Raw genomic sequence first — 14,262 nt, 5'->3', positions numbered from 1 at the left:
TTTTGTTAAATTGAGAAAACGAGAGCCGTGTCATGAGTCTGATGTTTGATCCTGAAAGCGCGATCTATCCTTTCCCGCCGAAACCGGTACGTCTCAGTGACGATGAAAAATCCCATTACAAAAACAAAATCAAACGCTTGCTGAAAGAACGTGATGCGGTGATGGTGGCGCATTACTACACCGATCCTGAAATTCAGGCGCTGGCGGAAGAGACCGGCGGCTGCGTATCGGACTCACTGGAAATGGCGCGTTTCGGCAGCACACATTCCGCTAAAACCTTGCTGGTGGCGGGCGTGCGTTTTATGGGCGAAACCGCAAAAATTCTTAGCCCGGAAAAAACCGTGTTGATGCCTACCTTGCAGGCGGAATGCTCGCTCGATCTCGGTTGCCCGATTGAGGAGTTTAACCGCTTCTGCGATCAGCATCCCGATCGCACCGTGGTGGTGTATGCCAACACCTCGGCGGCGGTGAAGGCGCGCGCGGATTGGGTCGTCACCTCAAGCATCGCGGTTGAGCTGATTGAACATCTCGACAGTCTCGGCGAGAAAATCATCTGGGCCCCGGATCGCCATCTTGGCCGCTACGTCACGCAAAAATCCGGCGCAGATGTGCTTTGCTGGCAGGGCGCCTGTATCGTGCATGACGAATTCAAAACGCAGGCATTGCAACGCATGAAGGCGCTCTATCCGGATGCGGCAGTGCTGGTGCATCCTGAATCGCCGCAGGCGATTGTCGATCTGGCCGATGCGGTGGGATCCACCAGCCAGCTGATTCAGGCGGCACAAAACTTGCCACATCCGCAGATGATCGTTGCCACCGATCGCGGCATCTTCTACAAAATGCAGCAGGCGGTGCCGAACAAAGAGTTGCTGGAAGCGCCAACCGCAGGTGAGGGCGCAACCTGCCGCAGCTGTGCGCACTGTCCGTGGATGGCAATGAACGGCCTGAAAGCGATTGCCGAAGGATTGGAACGTGGCGGCAGCGAGCATGAAATTCATGTCGATGATGCGCTGCGCGAGGCCGCGTTGATCCCGCTTAATCGCATGCTATCCTTTGCTGCAGATCTCAAACTTAAAATCAAAGGGAATGCATGACGGGCTCCCGTTACACAGGCACCTTATATGGACTTTTTTAGCACGCAAAATATTCTGGTTCACATTCCACTTGGCGTTGGCGGCTACGATCTCTCCTGGATCGAAGCCGTTGGCACCATCGCTGGCTTGCTATGTATCTGGCTCGCCAGCCTGGAAAAAATCATCAACTACTTTTTCGGGCTGATTAACGTCACGCTGTTTGCGGTGATCTTCTTCCAGATTCAGCTCTACGCCAGCTTATTGCTGCAGCTGTTCTTCTTCGTCGCCAACGTTTACGGCTGGTACGCGTGGAGTCGGCAAACCGCCAACAATGAAACTGAGCTGCAAATTCGCTGGCTGCCGCGCTCAAAAGCCTTGGGTTGGGGCGCGGCGTGCGTGGTGGCTATTGCTCTGATGACGCTTTATATCGATCCAGTGTTTGCCTTCCTGACCAAAACAGCGGTCGGCATCATGCAGAGCGTGGGGCTCACCGTGGCGATGCCGCAGCTGCAGCCGGATGCTTTCCCGTTCTGGGATTCGTGCATGATGGTGTTGTCGATTGTGGCGATGATTCTCATGACGCGTAAATACGTTGAGAACTGGCTGCTGTGGGTGGTGATCAACGTCATAAGCGTGATGATCTTTGCGCGTCAGGGCGTTTATGCCATGTCACTCGAGTACGCGATTCTGACGCTGATTGCGCTCAACGGTTCGCGTCTGTGGATGCAAAGCGCACGCGAACATGGCTCGCGCGCGCTGTCACATCAGTGATGATGATGAGCGTGACCTTCCAGCGCAGCATGATCGTGGTGATCGTGCTGCGCGGCGCTGTTATCTAAACAGAGCTCACAGTCCGGTCCGCTGCACGGCTGATACTCCATCTGCACCGTGGCATGGGCAATCTGATAGTGCTCATGCAGATAATGGTGGATGCGCTTAAGCAGGCCGTCATGATCGTAAGGCGGAATCACCTGCACATGCAGCGTCAGCACTGGCTTTTCACCTACTTGCCACAGATGAACGTGATGCACGTTACGCACTTCATCGATATTGCGCGTCAGCTCACGCGACAGTTTATCCGCGTTGATATGGCCCGGCGCACCTTCCAGCAGCTCATGCAGACTCTCGCGCAGCAGCGACCAGGCGCTGCGCACCACCAGCAATGACACCAGCAGCGACAGAATCGGATCGATTGGCGTCCAGCCGGTCAACATGATGATCACCGCCGCGACAATCGCACCGACCGAACCCAGCAAATCGCCCAGCACATGCAAAGCCGCCGCACGTACGTTGAGATTCTTCTCTTCGCTGCCGCGATGCAGCAGCCAGAACGACAGCAGATTGGCCAGCAAACCGGCAATGGCGATGCCGAGCATCAATCCGCCTGCTATTGGCTGTGGCTCGTAAAAGCGACGCAGCGCTTCCCAGACTATCAGCACCGTTATCACCAACAGCGCAATGGCGTTGACGAACGCCGCTAAGGTGGTGAGGCGCAGCAAGCCGAAGGTATGACGCGCGTTGGGTTTGCGCTGAGCAAATTGCACCGCAAGTAACGCCATCAGCAGTGCGGCGGCATCGGTCAACATATGTCCGGCATCGGCCAGCAGCGCCAGCGAGCCAGAAACCAGCCCGCCAATCACTTCCGCCACCATAAACAGCGCCGTTACGCCAAACGCCGCTGCCAGCCGCGTGCGGTTGCTGCTAGCTGCGCCGTGGGAATGAGTGTGTGCCATAATTTTCCAGTTGTTTAAGTAACCTGTTTGTTAATGATATCAGTAAATTGAGATCATCAAGCGGCAACTGCTGCTGTTTGGTCTGCACAATCAACTGCTGACAGCGCTCGGCAACCTCATCCATCCCGAGCATCAACCAGCTGCCTTTCATGCGGTGCGCTGCCTGTTCCAGCGCTGACCAGTTTTGCTTATCGCGTGCGCTGATCAGCGAATCCCGATCCTGTTGCAGCGTGCGCTGCAAGGTCTGGCAGATGCGTGGAATAAACGCCTGATTATTCTGCGCCAAAATCAGCAAACTGTTTGGCAACAAATCCAGCGGATCTTTTACCGCGCGCGCCAGCAGCGGCGCCAGATGATCAAGCTCGATGGGTTTAAGCAGCAAGGCTTCATCGTCCTGCAGGGCGATTTTCAGCAACTGAACATCCGCAGAGCACAGCACGCGCAGCGTGGCGGTGCCGCGCTGGCGCTGGCGACGGCGCAGAATGCGAAGCAGCGTTAAACCATCCGGGCGCGGCATCATCTGGTCGATAAACAAGATGTCGAAGGCGCGCTGGGCATCGGCGCGCAGCAGCGCTCGGCCCTCTTCAAACACCTGCGCCTGCACACCAAAGTTCGCCAGCTGCTGCTGCATCACTAAAAGATTGGTCGGGTGATCGTCCACAATCGCTACGCGCAGCTGCGGGTAAAGTGGCCAGCTTGCTGTGCGCTCGGTTAACGGCTCTTCGCTCAGTACTAACGGCAACTGCACGCTGACCGTGGTGCCGCTGCCGGGCTCTGAAGTGAGCGTTAGCGAACCGCCCATCCGTTGCACAATCTCGCGACAGATAAACAAACCCAATCCGCTACCTTGTACCGCATGGCTTTTGCCGGATGGCGCCTGATACCAGGGTTCAAACAGCTCTGCCTGCTCGTTAAGCGGAATGCCGCTGCCGGTATCGGCCACCGTAAGCTGGATATGCGCATCAACCGCCAGCGACAGGCGAACTTCGCCTTCGCGGGTAAACTTCAGGGCGTTGGCGACCAGATTATTCACCACCTGCTGCAGGCGATCGCCATCCAGCAGCACGCTGGCAGGCAGCGGCGTCAGGGCTTCGGCAATCAGGTTTGGCCCGGCATCGCGCATCAAGGGATGATAGAACTGCTGCTGTTGCTGAAGCCAAAGCGTCAGATTGAGCGGACGCGGCGCCAAACGGAAGCTCTGGCTCTCAATGCGTGCGTGATCCTGCAAGTCGTTTAGCAGCGCCATCAGCGAGCGCGCGCTGCTGTGCATCAGCGCCAGCCGTTCGCTCGGGTGCTGTTGCTGTTCCAGCTCCAGCAAACCGAGAATCGCCTGCATCGGCGTGCGCAATTCGTGGCTGGCGGTGGCGAGAAACTGGCTCTTGGCGGCATTGGCGCGTTCGGCCTGTTCACGCTGCAATCGATCACGACGCTGCTGCCAGTAACGACGCGCCAGCAAACCCAGCAGCAACAGAATAATCACGCCAGCCGCAATCAAAATCATCAGCGGAATATTGCGCATCGCCATCGTGGTACCGGGCTGCGGCGGCTGTGACCAGCTGACGCGCATCTGATTGAGCGTATCGGGCGGGATCTGCTGCAATGCATGGTCGAGCAGGGCGCGCAGCTCAGGCTGTTCAGCGCTTACCTGCGGTGCCAGCGGCCAGGCGATATCGCTGGCGGCAAACGCCAAATGCACACGATTATCTTCGTGACTCGCCATACGCCAGCGCGCGGAAAGCACGTTATCCACTAGCGCATCAATCTGGCCGCTATTCAGCGCTTGCCACAGCTGCGCCCGGTCGTCAAACGGCTGTGGCGTAACGCCAGATGGCAGCAAACGTGAGGCGAGATCGTCGCGTAACACGCCTACGCGCTGGCCTTGTAGGGATTGCCAGTTCATCGGTTGATGGGTGGCAAGCGTGTAAATTCCCCAAATGGCGCGCCATACCGGCAAGGTGTTGCTGCCGGGATCGTCGCCATACAGCGGCTGTAAAAGATTCAGCATTACCTGCTGTTGCTGCAATAGCGTGGCGGCCTGCTGCGGATTGTTGACCCAGCGCGGGGTAAAACGCAGGCCGGTACTTTGGCTCAGCGCGTTTAGCAGATCGATGCCAAAGCCACGCGCATTGCCGTTGCTGTCGCGATAACTCCATGGCGCGTTATCCGCCTCAACCGCATAGGGAATCTCGTTGTGCTGCGCCAGCCACTGCTTTTCGCCAGCCGAAAGCATCAATGTTTGCGTGTCCTGATAGCGCAGCAGCGGCGGACTCCAGCGCTGCTGGACGCGACTGCTGAATTCGGCGGGCAGCAGGCGCAGCTGGCTGTTAAGCCAGTGGATCAAGGCGGCATCGCGCGCCAGTGCACGTAGCGTCAGTTCGCCCGCACCGGGATCGGCGGTGATTTGGTAGATTTGTCCTTGCTGCAGTTGGCCCAGCAGGAAACCGGCGCTGGCTTCATCGGCGACCAGGTAATCGCTCTGCTGATTGAGCAGCGCATACAGCGCCTGCAGATCGCCCGGCAAGGTGTGCCAGCGATGCTGCTGGACAAATTCGGCGGGCAACTGCGCTAGCGTCGCCTCGGCAATGGTGAGCTGCGCGGTGTCGCTGTTGAACATCACCGCGCGCTGATTATCCCGGTTGCGATAGATACGAATCGGGCTGCTGTACCAGCTATCGCTGAGCAGAACATCGGATGGCAGCTCGGTGTGCTGATTACTCAACACCAAATCTACTTCGCCGCGCTGCAAGGCTGCCAGCTGCTGCGCGCGATCGGCATAGCTTTGCAGCGTGAAATGGGTGCCTGTCAACTGGCTAAGGGCGCTGAGATAGTCGGCGTCGATGCCCCAGATGTGATCGCCAATGCGCATCGCCCAGGGCGCGCTGTTCTGTGCCGGCACCGCGACGCGCAAGGTTGCACCCGGCCACGGCTCGGCGTGCGGCGCTGGCATCATCGCGGGTAACATCACGCTGCTAGCGGGTTGCAGATCGGCTTTCGCCATCACACTCAGCACCAACAGGCCGAGTAATAGCCAAATCCTCACTGCTGCGCTTTCCACAGTTCAGCCAGCTCAACCACTGATTGCACGCCGGTTTTCTCCAGGATGTTCTTCTTATGGGTGCTGACGGTTTTATTGCTGATGTGCAGCTGCTCGCCAATTTGCAGATTCGATAAGCCGCGTACCAGCAACGCTACAATTTGCTGCTCCTTCTCGGTTAACGGCAGTTCGATACGCTCTGGCAGCGGCGGAAACGCCTGTTGTCCGCCGAGCACTGCCAGAATTGCACTCAATAGTTGCGCCATGCTTTGGCTTTTCACCACGTAACCGGCGGCGCCCAGCGACACCGCGCTGAGCAATGTGTGGCGGCTCTGCTGCGCGGAATAGATCAACACAGGACAGTGCTGATTGCGCACGCGTAACCGGCGCAGCAGCTCAAGGCCGTCGCAATCGGGTAAGCCAATATCCAGCACAATTAAGTCGATGGGATGTTGCTGCAGCAGTTGGCGTGCCTGGGCTTCGTCGCCAGCGGCGTGAATTTTCAGCGTGATAGGAGCGTTAACGCAAGCCGCTTCCAGTGCGACTTCAACTAACGGGTGATCATCAATAAGCAGCAATGAAGCCATGAATCAGTTCCTGTGAATTTCATTGCTTCAGCATAGCGGAAAAGGGCGGGGGGCAAAATAAAAGGGAGAGCCGAAGCTCTCCCGATTGAGACCAATGACTTACTTACTGCGTGGTGCCATCGGTCTTATGATGCTTGGTTCCGACTTTTTTATTCATGTCAGGGCATTTGCCCTCTTTACACATTGAATTTTTATGAACCTGTTCCGCAGACATATTGCTGGTGTTGGTGCCGGATGTTGCAGCGCTATTAGTGTTCATGCTGCCGCTGTTGATTTTGCTGTTATCAACTTTATTCGGTGGCAGATTCTGTTTTGCACCGCCCGCTGCTGCGCCTGCTTCTGCTGAAGCGTTAGCCGCGCCATTATTGTCTGCAGCCATTACAGCACCGCTACCTAAAGTCATCGCTGCCGTCAGAAAGATCATTGCAAACTTATTCATCATTATGCTCCAGTAATTAATGGATAGTTGCCGTCAAACACGCACTGGTGTTAATTGACGAAAATAGCGTGCCGCGATGGAATAAAATTCCACCTTATACGCTTCGCTTAAATATTAAATTTTGTAAACACCTCATTCCTTAGTGCTTACATTTAAAAAGCTTAGTGCATAGATATATTAATGCAAACTTGAGATATACATTTTAGCCACGGTGCGTAATTTACACCTACCGCGTGAAGGGCTAAAGTGGGCGGGTTGCGCCCGACGGACGTTGGGCCAGAAATTTGAATGGAATTGTGTATGGATTACCAGAACGACGATTTACGCATCAGAGAGATCAAAGAGTTACTTCCTCCTGTTGCCTTGCTTGAGAAATTCCCCGCCACCGATAAAGCTGCCGAAACCGTTGCGCAGTCACGTCAGGCGATTCACCGCATTTTGCATGGCGAAGATGATCGTCTGCTGGTGGTGATCGGTCCGTGCTCGATTCACGATACCCAGGCTGCGCAAGAGTATGCCGCGCGTCTGCTGAAATTGCGTGATGAGTTGAAAGACGATCTCGAAGTGGTGATGCGCGTTTACTTTGAAAAACCGCGCACCACGGTGGGCTGGAAAGGGCTGATCAACGATCCATTTATGGACGGTAGCTTCCAGATCAACGACGGCCTGCGCCTGGCGCGCAAGCTGCTGGTGGATATCAACGACATCGGTTTGCCTGCAGCGGGTGAGTTCCTCGATATGATCACGCCACAATATATGGCCGATCTGATGAGCTGGGGCGCGATTGGCGCACGTACCACTGAATCGCAGGTGCATCGCGAACTCTCTTCCGGCCTCTCTTGCCCGGTGGGCTTCAAAAACGGCACCGACGGCACCATCAAAGTGGCGATTGACGCGATTGGTGCAGCCAGCGCACCGCACTGCTTCTTGTCGGTCACCAAATATGGTCACTCGGCGATTGTCGAAACCAGCGGTAACGAAGATTGCCACATCATTCTGCGCGGCGGCAAAGAGCCGAACTACAGTGCGGAACACGTTGCGGCAGTGAAAACCGGTCTGGAGAAAGCAGGCTTGCGTCCGCAGGTGATGATCGACTTCAGCCATGCCAACAGTAGCAAGCAGTTCCAGCGTCAGATGGTCGTTTCTGATGACGTGGCGCAGCAAATTGCTGGCGGTGAGCAGGCAATTACCGGCGTGATGATCGAGAGTCATCTGGTGGAAGGCAATCAGAGCCTCGAAAGCGGCAAACCGCTGGTGTACGGCCAGAGCGTGACCGATGCCTGCATCGGCTGGGAAGACACCGAGAAAGCGTTGCGTCAGCTGGCTCAGGCGGTCAAACAGCGTCGCGGTTAAGCTTAGCGGCAATAAAAAAGGCCAGACTCGCGTCTGGCCTTTTTGCGTTTCAGCGGTCGCTTACTTCGCTTTACCCTGATTTGCTACGGCTGCCGCTTTCGCAGCGATCTCGTCAGCATCACCCAGATAGTAACGTTTGAGCGGCTTGAAGTTCTCGTCGAACTCATACACCAATGGCACGCCAGTTGGGATGTTCAGTTCGAGGATCTCGTCTTCGCTCAGGTTGTCGAGGTATTTTACCAGTGCACGCAGTGAGTTGCCGTGTGCAGCAACGATCACTTTCTCACCGCTCTTAATGCGCGGCAGAATGCTTTCGTTCCAGTAAGGAATCACGCGTTCGATGGTCAGCGCCAGGCTTTCGGTGGTTGGCAGCTGCGCGTCAGTCAGTGAAGCGTAACGCGGATCGTGGCCAGGGAAACGCTCATCAGCGCGATCCAGCTCTGGTGGGGTGATGGCAAAGCCACGACGCCACTGTTTCACTTGCTCGTCACCGTATTTAGCGGCGGTTTCTGCTTTATCCAGACCTTGCAGCGCACCGTAGTGACGCTCGTTCAGACGCCAGGTTTTCTCAACCGGCAGCCAAGCCTGATCCAGCTCATCCAGCACGTTCCACAGCGTGTGGATAGCGCGCTTCAGCACTGAGGTGTAAGCGAAATCAAACACGAAACCTTCTTTCTTCAGCAGCTGACCGGCTGCTTTGGCTTCAGTGCGACCTTTGTCAGACAGGTCAACGTCGTACCATCCGGTGAAGCGGTTTTCCTGGTTCCACTGGCTTTCGCCGTGTCGCACCAGTACCAGCTTAGTTACGGCCATAGCTTTACTCCTTAATGCTCGATTTACGATTAGTATTGAAACCGGCTGCGGCCGCTGAGAAGCGGCTCACTAATAGCGCCATACCATAGCGGAAAACAACGCACGGCGTAAGCCTGTCGGCAGCGCAGTGCGCGTTTTTCATCCGGTGGCTCAGTGCGGCGTGAAGCGATAACGCGTCACGGACTGCCAGCTGTCGCCGGGTTGCAGCCAGCAATCGGGCTGCGGCCACTCTGCATGGTTGGGCGAATCCGGTAAAAATTCGCTCTCCAGAGCGATGCCCTGGAAAGCAGTATAGCTGTCCTGCTCACGGGCGCGTGTTCCCGCCAGATAGTTGCCGCTGTAGAACTGCAACGCCGGGGCAGCAGTAAATACGCTCAGCTCCAGCTTGCCATCCGCAGACCACAAATGGGCGGCGGGCTGGCTGCTGTCGCCAGCGGTGTTGAGCAAAAAGGCGTGGTCATAGCCTTTCACCGCTTTTTGATCGTCATCGGCGAGGAACTCATCAGCGACGCGCTTCGGCTGGCGGAAATCAAAACTGTTTCCCGCTACCTCTTTCAGCGGCGCGTTAGGAATACCTTCGCTATCCACCGGCAAGTAACGATCGGCGTGCAGTTGTAAGCGATGCTGGCGCGCATCACCATGATGCGCATCAAGATTAAAGTAAGCATGGTTGGTCAGATTGACCGGGCAGGGCTTGTCGGTTTGCGCTTCGTAGCGAATCGACAGGCAATTATCATCATCAAGTTGATAGATGACATCGGTGATTAAATTACCGGGATAACCCTGATCGCCATCCGGCGAATCGAGGCGATAGTGCACCTCGCTTTCGCTCTGACTGAGGATCTGCCAGCGACGTTTATCGAAACCTTCCGGCCCGCCGTGCAGCTGATGTGCGCCCTGATTCGCTGCCAGCAACAAATTAAGCGGCTTCAGTTCGGCCGAGGCGATGCGGTTTGCGTAGCGGCCAATCGTCGCGCCAAGATAGGCATCCTGATGCAGATAATCAGATGGCGTGGCGCAGCCGAGCAATGCTTCACGCACGCTGTGATCCAGCATTGGCACGCGCGCTGACAGCCAGGTCGCGCCCCAATCCATAAAGGTCGCGACCATGCCGTTGCGATTACGCAGCACAGTGATGCGCCACGGTTGCCCGTCTGGCGCGTGTGAATTCACATCACTTACCATTGGCCTGCTCCTGCGGACGCTTTGCACACGTAGAAGGTCTCTTTGATGCCGGTTTGTGCTTCATACTTCTCGGCCACCACCGCTTTCACCGCATCGACCAGATCGGTTGGCATCAGCGCCACGATGCAGCCACCAAATCCGCCGCCGGTCATACGCACGCCGCCGCGCGGGCCGATTTCTGCTTTCACAATCTCAACCAGTTGGTCGATTTGTGGCACGGTGATTTCGAAATCGTCACGCATCGAGGCGTGCGATTCGGCCATCAGTTCGCCCATACGTTTCAAATCGCCAGCGCTTAAGGCATCGGCTGCTTCCAGCGTGCGCGCATTTTCGGTAATGACGTGACGCACGCGTTTGGCTACCAACGCATCCAGTTCGCCTGCTGAGGCTTCGAACTCTTCCAGCGTCACATCGCGCAGCGCCGGTTTATTGAAGAAGCGCGCGCCGGTTTCGCACTGCTCACGACGCGTGTTGTATTCGCTGCCCACCAGGCTGCGACGGAAGTTGGAGTTGATGATCACCACTGCGACATCTTCCGGCATCGATACCGCGCGCGTGCCAAGCGTGCGGCAATCCAGCAACATGGCGTGATCCGGCTGACCGAGCGCGGAGATCAGCTGATCCATGATGCCGCAGTTGCAGCCGACAAACTGGTTTTCCGCTTCCTGACCGTTCACTGCAATCGCTGCGCCGTCGAGGTTCAATGCATACAGCTGCTGGAATACGGTACCAACCGCCACTTCCAGCGACGCCGAAGAGCTCAGGCCCGCGCCTTGTGGCACGTTGCCGCTGATCACCATATCGACGCCACCAAAGCTAGCATCGCGTTTCTGCAGATGTTTCACCACGCCGCGCACGTAATTGGCCCACATTGGCTCTTTCAGCGGCTCAATCGGCGCATCCAGCGAGAAGCTATCCTGCTGATTGTCGTAATCGACGGCAATCACGCGCACCTGACGATCGTCGCGTTTGGCGCAGGCAATCACGGTTTGATAATCGATGGCGCACGGCAGCACGAAGCCATCGTTGTAATCGGTGTGTTCGCCGATCAGATTGACACGGCCCGGTGCCTGAATGCTGTGCGTGGCTGGATAGCCGAAGGTGTCAGCGAATACCTGTTGAGTAATGGATTTTAATGACATTTATTGCGCCTCGCGGAAATGGACATCGCTGACAGAACGCAGACGTTCAGCTGCCTGTTCCGCCGTTAAATCACGTTGGGTTTCGGCCAGCATTTCATAGCCAACCATAAATTTGCGTACCGTGGCTGAACGCAGCAACGGTGGATAGAAGTGCGCATGCAGCTGCCAGTGATCGTTACTTTCGCCATTGAACGGCGCGCCGTGCCAACCCATTGAATAGGGGAATGAGCACTGGAACAGGTTGTCGTAGCGGCTGGTGAGCTGCTTGAGCGCCAGCGCCAGATCGGTGCGCTGTGGCTCGGTGAGATCGGTGATGCGTTTCACATGGGCTTTCGGCAGCAGCAAGGTTTCAAACGGCCACGCCGCCCACCACGGCACCACTGCCAGCCAGTGTTCGGTTTCCACCACCGTGCGGCTGCCATCATTCATTTCACGCGCGGCGTAATCGACCAGCATCGGCGTGCCTTTCTCGGCAAAATAGTGACGCTGATGGTCATCTTCTTTTTGCGCTTCGTTCGGGAGGAAGCTGTTGGCCCAAATCTGACCGTGCGGATGCGGGTTGGAGCAGCCCATCGCCGCACCTTTGTTTTCAAACACCTGCACCCACGGATAGTGCTGGCCGAGGTCGGCGGTCTGTTCCTGCCAGGTACGCACGATATCTTCCAGTCCGCTCAGCGGCAGCTCCGGCAGCGTTTTGCTGTGGTCCGGCGAGAAACAGATCACCCGGCTGGTACCACGCGCGCTTTCGCAGCGCATCAACAGATCGTCGCTCTGCGGTGCGTCTGGCGTGTTGGTCATCAGCGCGGCAAAGTCATTGGTGAACACGTAAGTGCTTTTATAGTTGGGGTTTTTGTCACCGGTAATGCGAGTGTTTCCCGCACAGAGGAAACAGTCAGGATCGTGCGCCGGCAGCTGCTCCAGCGCCGGGGTTTCCTGCGCGCCTTGCCACGGACGCTTAGCGCGATGGGGTGAGACCAGCACCCATTGATCGATCAATGGGTTATAACGGCGATGCGGATGATCGACCGGGTTAAATTTTTCCATGATGAGTCCTGGTAAACGGCAAACAGATAAAAATGATTTTGATCAAAGTAGCACAAAGACCAGCGTGAAAGCGTGATCCAGTCTGGATAAATGGTATCGTTTACACAAGGTGACGATTCTCATTTTGTGGGGTTATCAGTGCTATTTGCTTACTTACCAGGCAATGAAATGGTAGCGGTTACATTGCCTTCATACTTCGAACTGCTGCTGCGTTGGCTGCGCATGCGCGCCCCAGTCACTTACTGATGTAAGCTCCTGGGGACTTGCCTGCTTGCCGCCTTGCAGCAGCACGAATTATTTTGGCAATGGCTTTATTGCACGGTAGGCCTTCGTAGGGTCGCCATTCATGGCGACCGCTAATTAACGCAGCGACTCTTGCAGAAAACCGTAACCCTGTTCCTGCGCGACAAAACTCAGGCGGTGGGTGATGCACTGCGGGGCATCTTCGGCGTGGTGGGAAACAAACAGCAGTTGCGTGCGGCCTTCGCCAATCAGCACATCGACAAAGCGACGCACCAGCTGGCGGTTAATCGGATCCAGTCCTTGCAGCGGTTCATCAAGGATCAATAACGTAGGATGCTTCACCAGCGCGCGCGCAATCAACAATAGCCGCTGCTGTCCCCACGACAAACTGTGGAACGGCGCATCGGCCAGATGATTATCCATACCGAGCAGCGCCAGCCACTGACGCGCCAGCGCTTTTTGCCGATCGGACACCGCCTGATACAAACCAATCGAGTCAAAGAAGCCGGAGAGCACCACGGTGCGCACATTGCAGCTGACGCGATAATCGAGGTGCAGGCTGCTGCTGACGTAGCCGATATGCTGCTTGATATCCCAGATGGTTTCACCGCTGCCGCGTCGGATGCCGAACAGCGTTAAATCGTTGCTGTAACCCTGCGGATGATCGCCGGTCACTAAACTGAGCAGGGTAGATTTACCCGCGCCGTTCGGCCCCACAATCTGCCAGTGTTCGCCGGGATTAACCTGCCAGTTCAGGCCATCAATTACCGCTTTATCGTTGTACGACACCACGCCGTTGCGCAGAACCACGCGCGGCGCATCTTCAGCCAGCTGCGGCAATTGATCCGGCTGATCCGCTTCCGGCAGCGCCATGCCCTCGAGTTTCTCGCTGTGTGCCAGCTGTGCCACCAGCGCTTCAGCCAGAATCGCGCGGCGCTCGCCCACGTGAGTTAGCGTGCATTCCGCCAATACGCCAACCTTCTCGACAAACTCGGGAATATCATCAAAGCGATTAAGCACCAGCACCACGCTATAACCGCTTTGATGCAAATCGTTGAGGGTTTGCGCCAGGCTGGCGCGCGACGCCACATCCAGCCCATCAAAAGGTTCATCGAGGATCAGCAAATCCGGCTGCGCCATCAGCGCCTGACACAGCAGCGTTTTGCGCGTCTCGCCGGTGGAGAGGTATTTGAAGCGACGATCGAGCAGATAAGTGATGCCAAACTGCTGCGCCAGCGCCTGACAGCGCGCCTCATCTTTCACTTCGTCCTGAATGATTTGCGCGGCGGTGCGGCCGGTATCGTCTTCGCCTTCACTCAGCAGATCGGTGTTATTGCGTTCCCACTCATCGCTGACCAGTTTTTGCAGTTGCTCCAGCGACAGGCGCCTGCGGTGCTGAAAATCCTGCTGCACGCTGCCTTTGCCGGGCAGCAATTCGCCGGAAAGGGCGCGCGCCAGCGATGACTTGCCGCTGCCGTTGGCGCCGACGAACGCCCAGCTTTCGCCGCTGTTGAGAGTTAAATCGTTGAGGGACAGTGCTCGGGTGTCGCTAAGGTGAAATGTGCCTTGCGAAATTTGCAATGAAGCCATGATTTATTCCGTTTTATGCATCGTGT

12 protein-coding genes are annotated in these 14,262 nt (G+C 56.5%); 3 read left to right on the top strand and 9 right to left on the bottom strand.

Features of this window, described 5'->3' with window-relative positions:
• Positions 1 to 32 precede the first annotated feature (32 nt).
• Positions 33 to 1,094, top strand: coding sequence for a quinolinate synthase NadA (gene nadA / locus FHW71_RS08970; RefSeq protein ID WP_179451554.1), 1,062 nt, complete (start codon positions 33 to 35; stop codon positions 1,092 to 1,094).
• 27 nt (positions 1,095 to 1,121) lie between these two features.
• Positions 1,122 to 1,844 (top strand): nicotinamide riboside transporter PnuC, encoded by a 723-nt coding sequence (pnuC, locus tag FHW71_RS08965; protein ID WP_179451551.1) that lies wholly within the window; start codon positions 1,122 to 1,124, stop codon positions 1,842 to 1,844.
• Here the strand turns inward: pnuC and zitB are convergent.
• The 4 genes from zitB to FHW71_RS08945 all read right to left on the bottom strand — a co-directional run bounded on the left by zitB (position 1,838) and on the right by FHW71_RS08945 (position 6,866).
• Positions 1,838 to 2,806: a CDF family zinc transporter ZitB gene (gene zitB, locus FHW71_RS08960; RefSeq protein ID WP_061717352.1), complete on the bottom strand. Its 969-nt coding sequence runs from the start codon at positions 2,804 to 2,806 to the stop codon at positions 1,838 to 1,840. The two genes, pnuC and zitB, sit on opposite strands and share 7 nt — an antisense overlap.
• Entirely contained in the window at positions 2,775 to 5,804 is a 3,030-nt protein-coding gene (locus FHW71_RS08955) for an ATP-binding protein (RefSeq protein WP_218889212.1), read from the bottom strand. The genes zitB and FHW71_RS08955 overlap by 32 nt, the downstream gene beginning before the upstream one ends.
• A 38-nt stretch (positions 5,805 to 5,842) precedes the next feature.
• Positions 5,843 to 6,427, bottom strand: coding sequence for a response regulator transcription factor (locus tag FHW71_RS08950; protein WP_008109041.1), 585 nt, complete (start codon positions 6,425 to 6,427; stop codon positions 5,843 to 5,845).
• Positions 6,428 to 6,530: 103 nt separating this feature from the next.
• Positions 6,531 to 6,866 carry a YbgS-like family protein gene (locus FHW71_RS08945; protein ID WP_154192254.1) on the bottom strand — a complete coding sequence of 112 codons (336 nt, stop codon included), beginning with the start codon at positions 6,864 to 6,866 and terminating at the stop codon, positions 6,531 to 6,533.
• Between the two features lie 300 nt (positions 6,867 to 7,166).
• On the opposite strand from FHW71_RS08945, the gene aroG reads away from it, so the two are divergent.
• Positions 7,167 to 8,219 carry a 3-deoxy-7-phosphoheptulonate synthase AroG gene (gene aroG, locus FHW71_RS08940; protein ID WP_008109046.1) on the top strand — a complete coding sequence of 351 codons (1,053 nt, stop codon included), beginning with the start codon at positions 7,167 to 7,169 and terminating at the stop codon, positions 8,217 to 8,219.
• A 60-nt stretch (positions 8,220 to 8,279) separates the two neighbouring features.
• Here the strand turns inward: aroG and gpmA are convergent, their stop codons facing one another.
• The 5 genes from gpmA to modF form a co-directional block, all read right to left on the bottom strand.
• Entirely contained in the window at positions 8,280 to 9,032 is a 753-nt protein-coding gene (gpmA, locus tag FHW71_RS08935) for a 2,3-diphosphoglycerate-dependent phosphoglycerate mutase (protein WP_008109047.1), read from the bottom strand.
• Between the two features lie 150 nt (positions 9,033 to 9,182).
• Positions 9,183 to 10,217, bottom strand: a complete 1,035-nt coding sequence (gene galM / locus FHW71_RS08930) for a galactose-1-epimerase (protein ID WP_179451547.1) — start codon at positions 10,215 to 10,217, stop codon at positions 9,183 to 9,185.
• A complete protein-coding gene (galK, locus tag FHW71_RS08925; RefSeq protein ID WP_154153312.1) occupies positions 10,211 to 11,359 on the bottom strand; it encodes a galactokinase in 1,149 nt (382 codons plus the stop codon). The genes galM and galK overlap by 7 nt, the downstream gene beginning before the upstream one ends.
• Positions 11,360 to 12,403, bottom strand: a complete 1,044-nt coding sequence (gene galT, locus FHW71_RS08920; RefSeq protein ID WP_008109054.1) for a galactose-1-phosphate uridylyltransferase — start codon at positions 12,401 to 12,403, stop codon at positions 11,360 to 11,362.
• Positions 12,404 to 12,763: 360 nt separating this feature from the next.
• On the bottom strand, positions 12,764 to 14,236 hold the full coding sequence (gene modF / locus FHW71_RS08915) for a molybdate ABC transporter ATP-binding protein ModF (protein WP_179451545.1): 1,473 nt from the start codon (positions 14,234 to 14,236) through the stop codon (positions 12,764 to 12,766).
• Positions 14,237 to 14,262 lie beyond the last annotated feature (26 nt).

This window comes from Enterobacter sp. Sphag1F, from assembly GCF_014193275.1.
Taxonomy (GTDB): domain Bacteria; phylum Pseudomonadota; class Gammaproteobacteria; order Enterobacterales; family Enterobacteriaceae; genus Pantoea; species Pantoea symbiotica.
Note: the sequence above shows the minus strand (reverse complement) of the source record. Positions and strands in the feature narration are given on the sequence as shown.